The organism is Comamonas sp. SY3 (genome assembly GCF_041730275.1).
Classification (GTDB): Bacteria; Pseudomonadota; Gammaproteobacteria; order Burkholderiales; family Burkholderiaceae_C; genus Comamonas; species Comamonas sediminis.
Genome location: NZ_JBGTYN010000007.1, coordinates 38,843 through 56,026, shown reverse-complemented (window position 1 = coordinate 56,026; position 17,184 = coordinate 38,843). Strand labels below are relative to the sequence as shown.

The 17,184-nt window shown below is 65.2% G+C and carries 13 protein-coding genes; 4 read left to right on the top strand and 9 right to left on the bottom strand.

Annotated features, from left to right (window positions below):
• Positions 1 to 190: 190 nt before the first annotated feature.
• Both ACCQ08_RS11300 and hemE read left to right on the top strand, forming a co-directional pair.
• Positions 191 to 715, top strand: coding sequence for a MarR family winged helix-turn-helix transcriptional regulator (locus tag ACCQ08_RS11300; protein WP_373449818.1), 525 nt, complete (start codon positions 191 to 193; stop codon positions 713 to 715).
• 100 nt (positions 716 to 815) lie between these two features.
• Entirely contained in the window at positions 816 to 1,931 is a 1,116-nt protein-coding gene (gene hemE, locus ACCQ08_RS11295; protein WP_312450436.1) for a uroporphyrinogen decarboxylase, read from the top strand.
• Between the two features lie 82 nt (positions 1,932 to 2,013).
• Here hemE and ACCQ08_RS11290 read toward each other — a convergent pair whose 3' ends face one another.
• The 7 genes from ACCQ08_RS11290 to lnt form a co-directional block, all read right to left on the bottom strand.
• Positions 2,014 to 2,574, bottom strand: coding sequence for a histidinol phosphate phosphatase (locus tag ACCQ08_RS11290; protein ID WP_373449817.1), 561 nt, complete (start codon positions 2,572 to 2,574; stop codon positions 2,014 to 2,016).
• 85 nt (positions 2,575 to 2,659) lie between these two features.
• Positions 2,660 to 4,792, bottom strand: coding sequence for a glycine--tRNA ligase subunit beta (gene glyS, locus ACCQ08_RS11285; protein ID WP_373449816.1), 2,133 nt, complete (start codon positions 4,790 to 4,792; stop codon positions 2,660 to 2,662).
• Positions 4,792 to 5,322, bottom strand: a complete 531-nt coding sequence (locus ACCQ08_RS11280) for a metal-dependent hydrolase (RefSeq protein WP_373449815.1) — start codon at positions 5,320 to 5,322, stop codon at positions 4,792 to 4,794. Before ACCQ08_RS11280 ends, glyS begins: the two co-directional genes overlap by 1 nt.
• Positions 5,323 to 5,342: 20 nt before the next feature.
• Positions 5,343 to 6,251 (bottom strand): glycine--tRNA ligase subunit alpha, encoded by a 909-nt coding sequence (gene glyQ / locus ACCQ08_RS11275; protein WP_116926715.1) that lies wholly within the window; start codon positions 6,249 to 6,251, stop codon positions 5,343 to 5,345.
• Between the two features lie 339 nt (positions 6,252 to 6,590).
• A complete protein-coding gene (gene fabB / locus ACCQ08_RS11270; RefSeq protein WP_239809575.1) occupies positions 6,591 to 7,811 on the bottom strand; it encodes a beta-ketoacyl-ACP synthase I in 1,221 nt (406 codons plus the stop codon).
• Positions 7,808 to 8,338 (bottom strand): bifunctional 3-hydroxydecanoyl-ACP dehydratase/trans-2-decenoyl-ACP isomerase, encoded by a 531-nt coding sequence (fabA, locus tag ACCQ08_RS11265; RefSeq protein ID WP_208300988.1) that lies wholly within the window; start codon positions 8,336 to 8,338, stop codon positions 7,808 to 7,810. Before fabA ends, fabB begins: the two co-directional genes overlap by 4 nt.
• A 293-nt stretch (positions 8,339 to 8,631) precedes the next feature.
• Positions 8,632 to 10,149 (bottom strand): apolipoprotein N-acyltransferase, encoded by a 1,518-nt coding sequence (gene lnt / locus ACCQ08_RS11260; protein ID WP_373449930.1) that lies wholly within the window; start codon positions 10,147 to 10,149, stop codon positions 8,632 to 8,634.
• Positions 10,150 to 10,493: 344 nt separating this feature from the next.
• Here lnt and ACCQ08_RS11255 point away from each other — a divergent pair, with 344 nt between their 5' ends.
• On the top strand, positions 10,494 to 12,590 hold the full coding sequence (locus ACCQ08_RS11255) for a TonB-dependent siderophore receptor (RefSeq protein ID WP_373449814.1): 2,097 nt from the start codon (positions 10,494 to 10,496) through the stop codon (positions 12,588 to 12,590).
• Positions 12,591 to 12,673: 83 nt separating this feature from the next.
• Positions 12,674 to 13,984 carry an MFS transporter gene (locus tag ACCQ08_RS11250; protein WP_373449813.1) on the top strand — a complete coding sequence of 437 codons (1,311 nt, stop codon included), beginning with the start codon at positions 12,674 to 12,676 and terminating at the stop codon, positions 13,982 to 13,984.
• Here the strand turns inward: ACCQ08_RS11250 and ACCQ08_RS11245 are convergent.
• Both ACCQ08_RS11245 and ACCQ08_RS11240 read right to left on the bottom strand, forming a co-directional pair.
• A complete protein-coding gene (locus tag ACCQ08_RS11245) occupies positions 13,981 to 16,128 on the bottom strand; it encodes a prolyl oligopeptidase family serine peptidase (RefSeq protein WP_373449812.1) in 2,148 nt (715 codons plus the stop codon). The two genes, ACCQ08_RS11250 and ACCQ08_RS11245, sit on opposite strands and share 4 nt — an antisense overlap.
• Before the next feature lie 159 nt (positions 16,129 to 16,287).
• Positions 16,288 to 17,172 (bottom strand): transporter associated domain-containing protein, encoded by an 885-nt coding sequence (locus tag ACCQ08_RS11240; RefSeq protein ID WP_312835331.1) that lies wholly within the window; start codon positions 17,170 to 17,172, stop codon positions 16,288 to 16,290.
• Positions 17,173 to 17,184: the final 12 nt, after the last annotated feature.

The following is a 17,184-nucleotide window of genomic DNA, read 5'->3' as shown; positions in this document are numbered from 1 at the left end:
GGGAAGTGTCTCCGGTGCATATGAACAGGGGCCCGCAACAGCAGGCCCAGGCCCGCTATGGTGCCGCGTTTGATCTAGCCTGAAGGCATAAGCTTTTTCCACTGCAAAACAATCGCCCGCGCAGCATGTCTGCACTGTAGAAAACCAGGGCACAATTGTTCTAATCAACCATCGCCCGGATTTACCCGCAGTGCTGCCCAACCCCCTTGCCGATCCGCAGCAGCCCAGCGACCTGCTGCTCTACCGCCTGGCCAAGCTCACCGCCTCAGCGGGCCGGCTGGTCACGCGGCTGTGCGAGCGGCATTACGGCATCACCCGGCGCGAATGGGGTGTGCTGATGTGGCTGGCGCGCCAGCCTGGTCTGCAGCCCTCGCAACTGGCCGATCTGCTCGAACTCGACCGGGCCCGCATCTCGCGCGCCATTGCGTCGATGCAGGCCAAGGGCCTGTTGCACAAATCCACCGAGACGGGCAACCGCCGCCGCGCCGCGCTGCAACTGAGCCCCGCCGGCCAGCGCCTGCATGATGCGCTGCTGCCCCAGGTGCGGCGCATCAACACCGATCTGGTGGCCACGCTCGATGCAGATGCCCTGCAGCAGCTGGACCAGAGCCTGCACCGCCTGCAGCAGCAGGCGAGCCGGGCCGCGCAGGACGAGGCCAGCGACGCGGCCTTTCCGCCGCGCCAGTCCGGACACCGCCAGAACCCCCTGGGATGAGCCACCGCAGGCGCGCGATCTGCGCACCTGGCTCCATACCCTACCCTGGCAAACCGGCATCGCTGCCCAGGCATCGGCAACTGCGCGACAATCCCTGCCCATGAGCACGACATTTGCACCGCTGACCAACGACACCTTCCTGCGCGCCTGCCGCCGCCAGGCGACGGACTACACCCCCCTGTGGCTGATGCGCCAGGCGGGCCGTTACCTGCCCGAGTACAAGGCCACGCGCGCGCGCGCCGGCAGCTTCATGGGGCTGGCGACGAATGTGGACTACGCCACCGAGGTGACCTTGCAGCCGCTCGAGCGCTTTGCGCTGGACGCCGCCATCCTCTTCAGCGACATCCTGACCGTGCCCGACGCGATGGGCCTGGGCCTGTCGTTTGCCGAAGGCGAGGGCCCGCGTTTTGCCAAGGTGGTGCGCGACGAAGCCGCCGTGCAGGCGCTGGCCGTGCCCGACATGGACAAGCTGCGCTATGTGTTCGATGCGGTGACCAGCATCCGCCGTGCGCTCGATGGCCGCGTGCCGCTGATCGGCTTTTCCGGCAGCCCCTGGACCCTGGCCTGCTACATGGTCGAAGGCAAGGGCAGCGACGACTACCGCCAGGTCAAGTCGCTGATGTACAGCCGCCCCGATCTGATGCACCGCATCCTGGCGGTGAACGCCGACAGCGTGGCCGCCTACCTCAACGCCCAGATCGATGCCGGCGCGCAGGCCGTGATGATTTTTGACAGCTGGGGCGGCGTGCTGGCCGATGGCGCATTTCAGCAATTCAGCCTGGCCTACACCAAGCGCGTGCTGAGCCAGCTCAAGCGCCACGGCACCGATGGCAGCGACGTGCCCCGCATCGTGTTCACCAAGGGCGGTGGCATCTGGCTGCCCGAGATGCGCGATCTGGACTGCGAGGTGCTGGGCCTGGACTGGACCGCCAACCTCGGCAAGGCCCGCGCGATCGTCGGCGGCGAAGCTGGCGGCCCCGGCAAGGCGCTGCAAGGCAATATCGACCCCAATGTGCTGTTTGCACCGCCCGAGCGCATCGCCGAGCAGGTACGCCATGTGCTGGAGAGCTTTGGCACGCCCCACACCGACACCAGCCGCCCGGGCCCCACGCACATCTTCAACCTGGGCCACGGCATCAGCCAGTTCACCCCGCCCGAGCACGTGGCGGCCTTGGTGGAAGCGGTGCACAGCCAGTCGCGTGCGATGCGCGCTTGATGGCGGCGGCTGAGCGCTGCTGCATCGCCCAAGCAAAAGCCCCGCCATGCGGGGCTTTGTGCATCGTGGGAGCAACCTGCTCTCAAGCCTGCGGCGGCCGATTCGCCATGCTTTGCAGCAGGTGCTCGGTGCACTGGACCATGCTGGCATGCTGCTGCGCCTCCTGCGAAGGGCAGAGCGCCGTCTCGGTATCCGACCCCCCGGGCACGGAAACCCAGTGCAGGCGCGCGCCCAGGCTGGCTGCGGCCTGCAGCAGGCTGGCGCTGCGGGCGATCACTGCGACCTTGCCCGCTTCCATGTTGAAGCGGTCCAGAATCTGGCGCAGCAGCGCGGCCTGGGCGTCCAGGCAGTCGCAGTGGTCATCGGGTGGATGGGGGCAGAAGAACACCGCATCAACCTTGGCGCCGACGGTGGCCAGCTCCTTGTACATCTGACGGTGGTAGTCGTTGAGCGCGGCGCAGTCGTACAGGCCCCGCCCCAGACCGGGTTGGTTGGCGACCAGCACCACATGCCAGCCAGACAGGTTGAGCCGGGCGATGCTGATGGCCGCATCGGGCATGCTCTGCCAGTCCTGGTGACCGCTCAGCTGGCCCGGCACGGGCTGGCCGACTATACCGTCGCGCTCGAGAATCGCAAGTTTCATCACAGGCTCCCTCAGAAGACAGGCTGCGGCCCTCGGCCTTGGTGGGCGGCAGCCACGCGCGATGGCTGCGCGTCCATCGAGCTTATCAGGCGGCGGCCAGGCGCGACAGATCGGCGATGCGGTTCATGGCCTCATGCAAGGTCGCCAGCAGGCCCAGGCGGTTGGCCTTGAGCGCCGGGTCTTCGGCATTGACCATCACATGCTCAAAGAAGGCATCGACGGGCGTGCGCAACGCAGCCAGGGTCTGCAGGCTGGCGGTGTAATCGCCTTCGGCAAACTGGGCATCGGCCTTGGGCGCAACGGTTTGCAGCGCGGCAAACAGGTCCTTCTCGGCCTGCTCTTGCAGCAGCGCTTCGCCCACATGGGCACGGACCGGGCCATCGGCCTTCTTCAGGATATTGCCCACGCGCTTGTTGGCTGCGGCCAGTGCCGGTGCCTCGGGCAGTGCGGCAAAGGCGCGCACGGCTTCCAGGCGCTTTTGCACATCGGCCAGGCGCTGGGGGCGGTAGGCCAGCACGGCTTCCACTTCCTGGGCGCCAAAGCCTTGCTCACGCAGGCTGCCGGCCAGCCGGTCATAGATGAAGTCGGACAGCGCGGCGCTGGCATCTTCGATCTTGTCACCAAAGGCGGGCAAGGTGCTGACCAGCAAGGTGTCCAGGTCCAGCGGCAGATCCTTTTCGACCAGCATGCGGATGACGCCCAGCGCATGGCGGCGCAGTGCAAACGGGTCGCGGTCGCCGGTGGGCAGGTTGCCAATGCCGAACATGCCGACCAGGGTTTCGAGCTTGTCGGCCAGCGCGACGATCACGCCGACGTCGCCACGGGGCAGCACATCGCCGGCAAAGCGCGGCTTGTAGTGGTCTTCAATGGCGTCGGCCACTGCCGTGTCGAGCTGGTCGTTGAGCGCGTAGTAGCGGCCCATCGTGCCCTGCAGCTCGGGGAACTCGCCGACCATGTCGGTGATCAGGTCGGTCTTGGCCAGTTGCGCAGCCTGGTCCACCTGTTTGCCCAGCTGGGTGGCACCCAGCTGCTGCGCAATGCTTTTGGCAATGGCGCGCACACGCTGCACGCGCTCACCCTGGGTGCCCAGCTTGTTGTGGTAGACGACCTTGTCCAGCGCTTCCACACGCGAGGCCAGCGTTTTCTTGCGGTCCTGGTCAAAGAAGAACTTGGCATCGGCCAGGCGCGGGCGCACCACGCGCTCGTTGCCGCCGGTCACCGCCGATGCATCGGCCGGGCTGATGTTGCTCACCACCAGGAACTGGTTGGTCAGCGCGCCATCGGCAGCCAGCAGCGGGAAGTACTTCTGGTTGGCCTTCATCGTCAGGATCAGGCACTCTTGCGGCACGTCGAGAAACTCTTTCTCGAAGGCGCAGACCAGCACATGCGGACGCTCGACCAGGGCGGTCACTTCGTCCAGCAGCGCTTCATCGTCGATCGGCTTGACGCCGCCGCCCACGCGCTCGGCTGCGGCCTGCAGCTGGCGCAGGATCTCGGCCTTGCGCTCGTCAAAGCTGGCAATCACGGCGCCCTGCTCGGCCAGGGTCTTGGCGTAGCTGTCGGCATCGCTGATCACCAGCGGATCCACCAGCGCTTCAAAGCGGTGGCCATGCGTGGTGTTGCCGGCCTTGAGGCCCAGCGCTTCGATCGACAGCAGCACCTCGGTGCCATGCAAGGCCACCAGACCGTGCGCCGGGCGCACAAACTGCACGCTGCTCCAGCCGGGCAATTCGCAGTTGCCTTCGAGCTGGTAGGTCATGACCTTGGGGATGGGCAGCTTGGCGATGCTCTCGCTCAGCGCCTTTTGCAGGCCTTCGGCCAGGCTGACGCCAGCGGCCGTGCTGTCGTAGAACAGCGCTTCGGCCTTGCCGTCCTGGGCCCGTTTGAGCTGCGGCACCACCGAGGCGTCGGCGCCCAGCGCAGCCAGCTTCTTGAGCAGGGCCGGCGTAGGCTGGCCATCGGCCGACAGGCCCACGGCCACCGGCATGAGCTTTTGCGAGACCTGCTTATCAGCGGCGCGCGGCAGCACATCGCTGATCAGCGCAGCGAGGCGGCGCGGCGAGGCATAGGCCGTCAGCTGAGAGCCGTCACCGGCCAGGCCCTGCGCACGCAATTGCTGCAGCAGCACCTGGGCAAAAGCGTCGCCCAGCTTTTTGAGCGCCTTGGGGGGCAGCTCTTCAACAAACAGTTCAACCAGAAGATTGGGAGAGGAAGTCATCAGGATTTCCGGGTATGGCGCAGCGCGAAGATGGACAGGCCCAGGGTCAGCAGCGGGAACCATACGTTGTAGAGTTCACTGACCAGGACCTGCACACCGCGCTGCGAGAAAAAGCGGTCTGCAGCGATCGGCGAGACGGCAATCGGTCGCCAAGGGCTGAAAAAACGTTCGGAGCTCAACGGCCACAACAAGGCAATGCCGCTGCCGCCGCTGGTCATCATGTCCAGCAAGGGGTGCGACAAGGTGCAGAAAAACACCCAGGCAAAGCCGGCCAGGCGCGGCACATTCCACCAGCGGGCCAGCCGCAGGCCAAGCAGGCCCATCAGCAGTGCAAACAGGGCCGTGTGGGTGATGCCACAGTGGGCCCAGATGCCACTGCCGGCGCTGCCGAACTGGTAGGGAATGCCGTCGAAATCAGGCGCAATCGCGGCCAGCGCGCCCACCAGCAGCATGCTGGGCGGCACACGGCGGCTGCCCAGCGCCAGCGCTGCGGCAACCGGTACGGCGACATGCGTGAAGATCGTGGGCATGGGCAGCGCGGCGGGGGTGTTTAGGCAGCAGCCTTGGGCGGGATCTGCGCCACCCACTCGCGCGGCGCCATCGGGAAGCCCAGGCGCTCGCGGCTGTCGTAGTAGCTCTGCGCCACGGCGCGCGCGAGGTTGCGGATGCGGCCAATGTAGGCGGCCCGCTCGGTCACGCTGATGGCGCCCCGCGCATCGAGCAGGTTGAAGGTGTGGCCGGCCTTGAGCACTTGTTCATAGGCGGGCAGCGCCAGTTGCTGCTCCATCAGCAGCTTGGCCTGCTTTTCATGGGCGCCAAAGGCCTGGAACAGGAACTCCGCATCGGAATGCTCGAAGTTGTAGGTGGACTGCTCCACCTCGTTCTGGTGGTAGACATCGCCATAGGTCAGGCCGTCGGTCCACTGCAGGTTGTAGACGTTGTCCACGCCTTGCAGGTACATGGCCAGGCGCTCCAGACCGTAGGTGATCTCGCCGGTCGCGGGCTTGCAATCGATACCGCCCACTTGCTGGAAATAGGTGAACTGCGTCACTTCCATGCCGTTGAGCCAGACTTCCCAGCCCAGACCCCAGGCACCCAGGGTCGGGTTTTCCCAGTCGTCTTCGACAAAGCGGATGTCGTTCTTCTTCAGGTCAAAGCCCAGCGCTTCGAGCGAGCCCAGGTACAGGTCGAGGATGTTGGCTGGCGCGGGCTTGAGCACCACCTGGAACTGGTAGTAGTGCTGCAGGCGGTTGGGGTTCTCGCCGTAGCGGCCATCCTTGGGACGGCGGCTGGGCTGCACATAGGCGGCTTTCCAGGGCTCGGGGCCGATGGCGCGCAGGAAGGTGGCGGTGTGCGAGGTACCTGCACCCACCTCCATGTCATAAGGTTGCAATAGCGCGCAGCCCTGGTCGGCCCAGTACTGCTGCAGCTTCAAAATGATTTGTTGGAAATTCAACATGGAGAGTCTGGTGGTGGACGCAGCCTGCTGCTGGCGGCCCGCGAAGTGGGCGCGCAGCGGCAAGATCGGACTGCATGCATGCCTTGCTGCCTGTCTGCACCAGCAAAGCGGTCAAAAACATTTGATTTTAGTGCTTTCAGCCGCGCTCTGGGCGGCGATAGCCGAGCGCACCAGGGGCCAGCACCGCCGGGCGCCGCAGGCTGCCCGCGCTGGCGGGTGTTGGAGCCGCGCCTGTGCTGCATCAGCGATCTCATTTTGATAGCAGCCCAGGCACTGTTGCGCCCGCAAAAGAAAAGCGCCCGAAGGCGCTTGGTCAGAGGGATTGTGGAGGGGGACCGGTCAGGCAGCATCCCAGCGCTTGAGCACCAGGCAGGCATTGGTGCCACCAAAGCCGAAGCTGTTGGACAGCACCTGCTTCAACTCCGCCACTCGCGCCTTCGTGACCAGCGGCATATCACCGACGGCGGGATCGGGATGGTCCACATTGGCCGAGCCGGCGATGAAGCCCTTCATCAGCATGATGAGGCTGTAGATCGCTTCCTGCACGCCGGTGGCGCCCTGCGAGTGGCCGGTCAGTGACTTGGTCGACGAGAACGGCGGAATACGGTCGCCAAACACCTTGCGGATCGCGTGCAGCTCGGGCACATCACCCACCGGGGTGGAGGTGCCATGGGTGTTGATGTAGTCGATCGGGGCGTCCAGGCCTTCAATGGCCTGGGCCATCGCGGCGACCGCACCTTCGCCCGAAGGCGCCACCATGTCTTCACCGTCCGACGAGATGCCGAAACCGACGATCTCACCGAGGATGGTGGCGCCACGGGCCTGGGCATGCTCCAGGCTCTCGAGCACCAGCGCACCGCCGCCGCCGGCAATGACAAAACCATCGCGGTCGGTGTCATAGGGGCGGGAGGCCTTGGTCGGGTCGTCGTTGAACTTGCTGGACATCGCGCCCATGCCATCGAACAGGATGGCCAGGCCCCAGGACAGCTCTTCGCCGCCGCCGGCAAACATCACATCCTGCATGCCCCAGGAAATCTGCTGGGCGGCTGCGCCCACGCAGTGCGCCGAGGTCGAGCAGGCCGAGGTGATCGAGTAGTTGATGCCCTTGATCTTGAAATTGGTCGCCAGGTTGGCCGACACGGTCGAGCCCATGCAGCGCGTGACCTGGTAGGGGCCGACGCGGCGAATGCCTTTTTCACGCAGGGTATCGGCCGCCTCGATCTGGTTGGCCGGCGAGCCGCCGCCCGAGCCCATGATCAATCCGGTACGCGGGTGGCTGATTTGTTCGGGTGACAGGCCTGCCTGGGCAATCGCTTGCTGCAGCGAGATCTGCGCGTAGGCGGCAGCATCTCCCATGAAGCGCAGCTGCTTGCGATCAATGAAGTCTTCAACATTGATGCGCGGAATGCCCGCGACCTGGCTGCGCAGGCCCATTTCCTTGAACACCGGCATGTGATCGATGCCGGAGCGGCCTTCGCGCAGCGAAGTCTCCACGGCCTCCAGCCCCACACCGATACAGGAGACGATGCCGGCCCCTGTAATAACCACCCGACGCTTCATGCTGCGTTTTCCTTGCCGTCGCCCTCGCGCAGGAACAACCCCACACGCAGGTCATTGGCGACATAGATTTCCTTGCCGTCGGCGAGCAGTCGTGCATCGCCAATGGCCATGTTCAGTTTGCGCTTGATCACGCGCTTGATGTCGATTTCGTAGGTTACCAGCTTCACGTCGGGGCCGACTTCGCCGGTGAACTTGACCTCACCGGCACCCAGGGCGCGGCCCCGGCCTGGCAGGCGCAGCCAGGTCAGGTAAAAGCCGATCAATTGCCACATCGCGTCAAGCCCCAGGCAGCCAGGCATCACCGGGTCGCCCTGGAAGTGGCACTTGAAGAACCACAGGTCGGGATTGACGTCGAGCTCGGCCACAATTTTTCCCAGCCCGTGCGCGCCGCCGTTTTCGCTGATTTCCGTGATGCGGTCGAACATCAGCATCGGCGGCAGTGGCAAACGGCCACTTTCAGGGGTAAACAACTTGCCCTCACCGGAGGCGATCAGTTGTTCATAGGAAAAAGATTCAGCCATTGTCAGTCCAACTTCTGGTGGCGGTCACTCCGCCGCATTTCTCTGATGGTGCCCAGGCACCATTACCTGCAGGTACGCATTATCCCGCTTCTGGGCCCGAACGTGCGAGACAAAGCCGTGGAGTGCGCTGTGCTTTGTCCACCAAACCCCGGCTATCTGCGTTTTTTAACAGCAGTTACATTTGCAACGGGTACCCGTTGGGGTAGTGCCGGGGCGGCAAGCCTCCCGGAGAGGTGCCGCCATCTGCTGGTAACGTGCTTTCTTAAGACGGCATCTGCATTTGCACGGTGCCGCGTGCTTTACCGGCGCCGCCGGCCCAGCCAGGCCGCCAACACCACCAGCACACCCAGGCCCCACAGCGGCCATAACCCCCACCGGCCCGCCCACTGGGCAAACCAGGTAGGGCCCGCATCGACGCCCTGCACCTGCGCCTGCAGCACCGCCCGGCTTTGGTGCGGCAGGATCTGCTGGACCACGCCAGCCCGGTCGATCACGGCGGTGGCGCCAGTGTTGGTGGCACGCAGCATGGGCCGCGCCAACTCCAGGGTCCGCATGCGGCTGATTTGCAAATGCTGGTCGATCGCGATCGAATCACCAAACCAGGCGATATTGCTGGCATTGACCATGATCGTCGGCGATTGTGCATTGTCGACAAAGCGGCTGGCCAGCTCTTCGCCAAACAGATCCTCATAGCAGATGTTGGGCGCCCAGCGCTCGCCTGCCCAGGGCAGCGAGGGCTGGTTCATGCCGCCGCGGTTGAAATCGCCCAGCGGAATCTGCATCAAATCGGTGAACCAACGGAACATCGGCGGGATGAACTCGCCAAACGGCACCAGGTGGTGCTTGTCATAGCGGTAGGCCTCGGGCTGGCCGGGCACCAGGCCGACCATCGAGTTGGTATAGCCCTGCTCAAAATCGCCCAGCGGCACACCGATCAGCGCGGCCTGCTGGCCGCTGGCAAAGCGCTGCTGCAGCTCTTGCCAGTAGCCATGCGGGGTTTGCTGCAGCAGCACGGGGATAGCGGTCTCGGGCGCAATCACCATGTCCGCCTGGCTTTGCTGCAGCTGCTGGGCATACCAGGCCAGCGCCATCGGAATGCCCGAGCTGGCCTGGAACTTCTCGCCCTGCGAAATATTGCCTTGCAGCAAGGCCACCGATACTGGCTTGTTGGGCGCCGCCGCCACCGGCGCCTGGGGCAGGCGCTGGGCCAGCCAGAGTACCCCGGCCACTGCCACCAGCGCGGCATAGCCTGGCCAACGGGCGATATGCGCGCCGCGCAGTCCGGCCAGCCACATCGCAGCAGCCGATGCGACCGCGCCAATGCCATAGACCCCCATCCAGGGCGCCAGACTGGCCAGCGGTCCCTCGACATGGGCATAGCCGCCCGCGCCCCAGGGAAATCCGGTCCACCACTGGCCGCGCGCCAGCTCGGCCAGCAACCACAGCGCTGCAAACAGCAGCACCGCACCCGCCAGCCGCTCGCCCCGCCAAGCGACGAACAAGCCACAGGCCACCGCGTAGTAGAGCCCCAGAAAAGCGGCCAGGCCCAGCACCGCCAGAACCGCCAGCGGTGCCGGCAGTCCGCCGTAGGTATGCATGGAGATGAACAGCCACCAGAAGGTGGCGCAGAGCCAGGCGCAGGCAAAGGCCCAGCCGATCAACACCCCATGCCAGGGCCGCTGCACACGCAGCAGCGCGGCAGGCAGCATCGCCAGCGACAGCCACTGCAGCCACCACAGCGGCTGGCCATGGTGGCCCGGAAAACCACCGGTATGCCAGGGCCAGGCCAACGACCAGGCTTGCAGGACCCCGGCCATCAAGGCCAGGCAGACCCACCACCACGGAAAGCGGCGCGGTGACTCAAACAGGGAATAGGAAGAATAGGAAGCGGGCACAGGTCGATCAGGGTTGGCAGGGAACACCACCGCGCGCTCTACGGGCACGGCCGCTGGGCGCACTATACGCGATCCCCCTGCGTAGTGCCTGCGGCAGCGGGGCACCGCGCAAGCAACAGCCACCCCACCCAGCAACACCCGATAGAAAGAGGCAAATGCGGCGAATTAGCGACAAAAGAGAATGCATTTGAGAATAATTATCGATTGCAATATAAAATTACAAACTGCTTATCCTCCTCACGCTCCCCTCCCCCCTCCCGAACACCATGCAATACGCACGCTACACCCCGGTGGTCCACGCCGTTCTGCTGGCCATCGGCGCTATCGGCTTTGCCGCCCCTGCGCTGGCACAAAACGTAGACAACCCAGAGACGGCGCCAACCCCGGCTCAGGCCAGCGCCCCCAGTACCACGCTGGAGACCGTGACCGTGATCGGCTCGGTCAACGATCTGCAAAGCCTGGACTTCTATGCGCCCAACTCCAGTGCCGTGCTGCAAAAGGACCAGATCGACGCGCTGGGTGCCCGCAAGCTGGACCAGGCGCTGCAGTACCAGGCCGGCGTGGTCAGCGAGCCCTTTGGTGCGGACAACAAGGTCGAGTGGTTCAAGATCCGTGGCTTTGACGCCTCGGTGTCGCTGGATGGCACGCCTACGTCGCCCAATGGCTACTTTGTCTGGAAGCCAGAAATCTTTGGTGTCGAAACGGTCGAAGTGGTCAAGGGCGCCAACTCGCTGGTCTTTGGTGCCTCGGAGTCCGGCGGCGTGGTCAACCTGGTGACCAAGCGCCCCAAGAAGGAGCGCGCGCTGCAGCTGAACACCGAAGTCGGCAACCAAAAGCGCCTGGGCGCCGGCATTGACTACAACGACATCGCCAATGCCGATGGCACCGTGTATTACCGCCTGGTAGCGCAGGCACGCCGCGAAGACGGCCAGCAGCGTGACACCAACATGAAGAGCTACTACCTGGCTCCCAGCGTCACGATGGAGTTCACGCCCCAAACCTCGCTGACCCTGCTGGGCAGCGTGCAGCGCGAAGATGGCCGCCCCACCAACGGCTTCCTGCCCGCCTACGGCACCATCACCGATACGCCTTATGGCCGCATCGACCGCCGCTTGAACGCGGGCGAGCCCGGTGTGGACCACCTCAAGCGCACCCAGTCCAGCCTGGGCTGGCTGCTGAGCCACCAGATCAACAGCGACTGGAAGTTCACGCAGAACTACAAGTACACCCACCTCGATCTGGACCAGGTCAACACCTTTGCCTATGGCTCGGACGGCGACCGTACGCTGTCGCGCGGCTACACCTACACCGACGGCACCTCCAAGAGCCATTACCTGGACAACCGCATCACTGGCAAGCTCAAGCTGTCCGACAGCATCCAGCTGCTGCCCACCTTCGGTATCGACTACCTCAAGTCCGATACCGATGGCCTGAACAACGGCTTCGGCTTCGTGCCGGGGCTGGACATGTTCAACCCCGTCTACGGCGCGCCTTTCGACATCACCGGTACGCCTTATGGCCTGCACTCCAAGCAGTGGGGCGCCTATGCCTCCACCCAGTTGCGCGTCGGCAGCCACTGGAACTTCAACCTCGGCTTCCGCCATGACAAAGCCAAGAACACCGGCTCGGTCAGCGGCTCGGATGCGGCCTACGACGTCAGCAAGAACAGCGTCAACCTGGGCGCAATGTACATCACCGACTTCGGTGTCTCGCCCTACATCAGCTATTCGGAATCCTTCAAGCCCATCGCCGGTGTGGACAGCCAAGGCGTGACCTACAAGCCTTACGAAGGCAAGCAAAGCGAAATCGGTCTGAAGATGGAGCCCACCTGGCTCAATGGCACCCTGACCCTCGCCTACTTCGACATCAAGGAAAAGAACGCGCTGATCTCGGACGCCTCCAACATCCAGACGCAATCGGGCAAGCGCACCAACAAGGGCATCGAGCTGCAAGGCGACTTCAAGCTGGGTGCGGCGACTGCGGTCAAGGCGGCCTACACGCACAACAACTCCAAGCAGGACATCTCGACCACGCAGACCGTGCGCACGCCGCTGATTCCGGACAACCAGGTCAGCCTGTGGCTGAGCCACAGCCTGAGCCTGGCCAACAGCCAGAAGCTGACGGTGGCGGCCGGTGCCCGCTACAACGGCCAGACCGAAGACCAGCGCTACAGCCCTGGCAAGCGCATCTCCGGCTACACCTTGCTGGACCTGATGGTGCGCTACGACCTGAGCCGCGAATGGGCGCTGCAACTCAATGCCCGCAACCTGACCGACAAGACCTATGTCAGCGGCTGTGACTTCTACTGCTACTACGGCGGTGGCCGCACCGTCGATGTGCAGCTGCAGTACCAGTGGAAGTAAGCCACTAAGATGGAATGCATCGTGCCAGTGCTGCGGGCAGCGCCCGCGGCACTGGATGTGGCTTCTTCTCTGCCTCCTTTTCCATGACGACTTCTTCCGGCAGTGCCGCCCCCTCTGCCGCCGGCACCGGACCCGCGCAGTGGTCCGTTCGCGCTTTGCTGACGGTCGTTTTTCTGGGCCTTACCGCCGGGGTGCAGATGAGCGACTATGGCCTGCAGGCCATCTCGCTATCGGCCATCCAGAAAAGCTTTGCGATCAGCGATGCCGCTATTGGCGCCTTGCAGGGCCTGGCCGGTGTGCTGGTAGGCAGTGCGCTGGCGATTCCGCTGGCGCGGTTTGCCGACCGTTTCTCGCGCAAGCGCGTGCTGCTCTGCCTGATTGCCGCCTCCACCGCGATGATGGTGCTCAGTGCGCTGGCGCCCAACTTCCCCCTTTTCTTTCTCGGCTGCTCGGCCGCCGGTATCACCGAGTTTGCGATGGTGCCGCTGGTCTACTCGATGATCCCCGACCTGGCACCGCAGCGCCACCGCGTGCTGGCCAACCTGGGCTTTGCGGCCCTGGTCTCCAGCGGCGCCAGCGCAGGCTTTTATTTTGCCGGTGACATCCAGAACGCGGCCGTCGCGCTGATTCCAGGCGATCTGGACGCCTGGCGCAAGGCCTTCCTGCTGCTGTCGGCGGCTGGCCTGCCTTTGCTGCTGGCGGGCCTGCTCACCGCCGATCCGCCGCGCTACATCGCCAGCAGTGATGGGGCCAGCGGTGCCTCGCTGCGCCAGTTCCTGCGTGCGCGCTGGCAGCCCATCGGCCTCTTTGTCGGTATTGCCGGCAGCCTGATGATTGCCGTGCAAGGGCTCAACCAGCTGATCGCCCTGGCGCTGGAGCGGCGCTTTGAGGCCACGCCCGCCCATATTGGCGAGGTGATGGGCCCGATCCTGCTGGTCAGCACCCTGGGCTGCCTGCCGGTGGTGGCCGGGCTGGACCGCTGGCTCGCCCGGCGCCTGGGCCAGGCGGTGCGCCCGCTCGTCATGGGCGTTTGCGCGCTGCTGGCCATCCCGGCCATCCTGATGCTGTTCTCCACCGCATCGCTGCCGCAGGCCTTTGTCGTGGTGGGGCTCTTTCTCTTCATCACCTGCACCGCCAATGCGCTGGTGCCGACGATGCTGCAGGACCTCACCCCCGCCGCGTTGCGCGCCCGCATCTTTGCACTGTGGAGCTTTGTGGTCTCGGTGTTCAGCGCGCTGGGCCCGCTGCTGGCGGGCTTTATCTCCACCTGGGTGGTGCAGGGGCATTTGCTCAGTGCCATCTCGGTCACGGCAGTGCCGGCGCTGCTGGTGTCCGCCTGGTGCGCCTGGGCGCTGTTTCAGCGCAACCGCCCCCGGGCGTGCCCCCCGGTCTAAACGGCTGGCGGCTTGCCGGCCAATGCGCAGTGCTGGGCAAAAGCCCAGAGGCGCGCCGCCTGGCCCAGCACACTCTCTTGCTGGTCGCTTTCCTGGTGGCCGCTGTCCGGGTTCAGCAGCAGCAAGGCCGGTGCCGTGCTGGTGGAGCGGCGGCGTACATTGGCGATCAGCTTGGCCGGCTCCCAATAAGGCACCCGGTCATCCTTCAAGCCCGCCGTGCACAGCAGCGGTGGATACGCCGCCTCGCGCACGTTCTCGTAGGGTGACAGCGCGGCGATGTAGTCATAGGCGGCAGGATCGGACAGCGGATCGCCCCAATCCGGCCGCAGCAGCGGTACCAGCGGGTGGCCGGCATCGCTCATGGTATTGAGCATGTCGACAAAAGGCACCTGTGCAATCACGCCAGCCCATTGCCCGGGCCGCATGTTCATCGCGCCGCAGACCAGCAGGCCGCCGGCCGATATGCCGTGCGCCACCGTCTGCTGCGGCGTGCTGTAGCCCAGCCGCTGCAGATGCTGCGCGCAGGCGATGAAGTCGGTCAACGAGTTGCGCTTGTGCTCCCGGCAGCCGCCCTGGTACCAGCCATGGCCTTTCTCGGAGCCGCCCCGCACATGGGCAATCGCATAGCGGTAGCCGGCATCGGCCCAGGCCAGCGCCGGCAGCGAGAACGAGGCCTCATGCGCAATGCCATAGGCGCCATAGCCCGTCAGCAGCAGCGGCTGGGGCTGGCTGGCATCAATGTCCTTGCGCGAGAGCACCGTCAGCGGCACCCACTGGCCATCATCGGCACGGGCCTGCAGCCGCTCGATGCGGTAGTTCGCCGGATCCACCCCGCTCCAGGTCTCGCGCCCCACGTCGGTGATCTGGCCGTCGGCCAGGCGGATGTCCAGCCAGCGCGGCGGCTGGGCCGGCGTCTGGTGCTTGATGCGCACATGGCTGGCATCCCAGTGCTGGCCGGGCAAAAGTTCGAGGCTGTAGGCGGGCTCGTCAAACCCGATGGTGGTCTCCCTCCCGTCACGCTGCAGCAGCACCAGCTGGGGCAGGCCATCGACGCGCTGCAGCCGCACCAGGGTGCTGGCAAAGGGCTGCATCATGGTGATGGGCACGCCCAGCCGGTGCGGGGCCAAGGTGTGCTGCGGCTGCAGCTGCGCCGGGTCCAGCCGCAGAATCTGGCGGTCGGTGGCGCCCCCGGCATTGGTCAGCGCGACCAGGCTGCCATCCCATTCATTGACCTCATAACGGATGCCGCGCTCGCGCGGGTGCAGCACGCGGGGCGCGGCATGCTCCTGGCCAGCAGCAATCAGGCGCACCTCGCTGGTGTCCGGCCCGAACAGGCTCAGCACCACAAAACCGTTGGCCGCTGTGCGCGCCACGCGCATGAAGAGCGCCGGGTCTGATTCCTCATGCACCAGCACCGGCTGCCCGCCCTGCAGCGCACTGCGGTACAGGCGCGAGGGCCGGCTGTGCGCATCGCGCCAGATCCAGAACAGGTCCTGCGACGACGGCGAAAAAGTCAGCCCGCCATAGCCAAAGGCGTCGCCCTCTACCAGCACCTGGGTCTGGCCCGTATGGGTGTCAAACACACAGATGCGGTGGCGGTCATTGCCGATCAGGTCTTCGGCCCAGGCGTAGTAGCGGTCATCGGGGCTGGCCTGGTGGTCGGTGGCGCGGTAATACACCTGGCCTTGCGATTGCACGGCCTCGTCGACCAGGGTCTGCACCCGGCCATCCGAATGGCTGCGCACAAAGACCCGCTGGCCGCCCGCCCCTGGCCGGCTGCTGTAAACCCAGCCTTGCAGCGCGGCAGGCGGCACCAGCTCCGTGCTGCAGACATGGGCCGCCATCGCGTCGTAAAAGCCCTGGGCCAATGCGGCCAGCGGCGCCAGCATCTGCTGCGCATACCGGCGCTCGGCCTGCAGCAGGCTGCCCAAAGGCTCGGGCAGCTGGTCCATGCTGCGCGTGCCGGTCTCGGGGATGTACTTCAGCCAGGCAAAGTCATCATTGCGGCGGCGGCCCAGCTGTTCAATCCAGTGGTCCTGAGGCGCCGCATGCGGGGCGGCAAGGGCCGGCCAAACCGGCTGGGCTGCCGTGGCGGCATGGTCAGTGGCAGGCGCCAAGTTGGGGGCTTGTGGAGAAATGGGCATGGAGCAGCATTTTAGGGAGGCTGCGCTACAGCCCTGCCGCCAAGGCCAAACACGGGGCAGGCACAGCGAACGCCCATAAAAAAATGGCAGCGAACCGAGATTCGCTGCCATGGTTGGCTGCCTGGCTGCAGTCGGTATGGGCGCCTGGCCGGCGCTGGCTCAGGCGTCTGCGGCCGGGTCCGATACCGGCGCGGCCCGCTGCACGCGGAACCAGCGCACTGCGCCGCCCTTGGTCAGCAGCACCTCGAAGTGCAGGCCGCCCAGCATGATGTGGGCGCCGCGCTTGGGCACATGGCCCAGCTCATGGGCAATCAGGCCGCCAATGGTCTCAAACGATTCATCGGGGTCGCTGCTCTCCAGCACCACCTTGAACTCGTCGGCCACCCGCTCGACCGGCGTATCGCCCGAGATGCGGAAAGTGTCATCGGCCAGCGCGAAGATATCGCCCTCGTCCTCGGGCAGGTCGAACTCGTCCTCGATCTCGCCGACGATCTGCTCGAGCACGTCTTCAATCGTGACCAGGCCGGCAACACGGCCAAACTCATCGATGACGATGGCCAGGTGGTTGCGGTTGCCCCGGAACTCGCGCAGCAGGTCGTTGAGGCCCTTGCTCTCGGGCACAAACACCGCCGGGCGCAGCAGCGCACGCAGATTGAGTTGGGGGGAACGTTGGAGCTTGAGCAGGTCCTTGGCCATCAGAATGCCAATGATGTTTTCCTGCTCGCCCTGGAACACCGGAAATCGCGAATGCGCGGTGTTGATGACGGTGTGCAGCACCGACTCGTAGTCGGCCTCGATGTCGACCAGGTCCATGCGCGGTGCGGCCACCATCACATCGCCTGCGGTCATGTCTTCCATGCGGATGACCCGCTCCAGCATCACGCGGGAGTCGGCGTTGATGACATCGTTGCTTTCGGCTTCTGCCAGGGTTTCGATCAACTCGTCCGGAGAGTCCGGAGCCGGGTGAATCAGTTCGGCGACCTTCTGAAAAAAGGTGCGTTTGTCTTCCTTGTCAGGGAAGCGCGAGGGATGGGGGTCTGACACTGTCTTGGAATG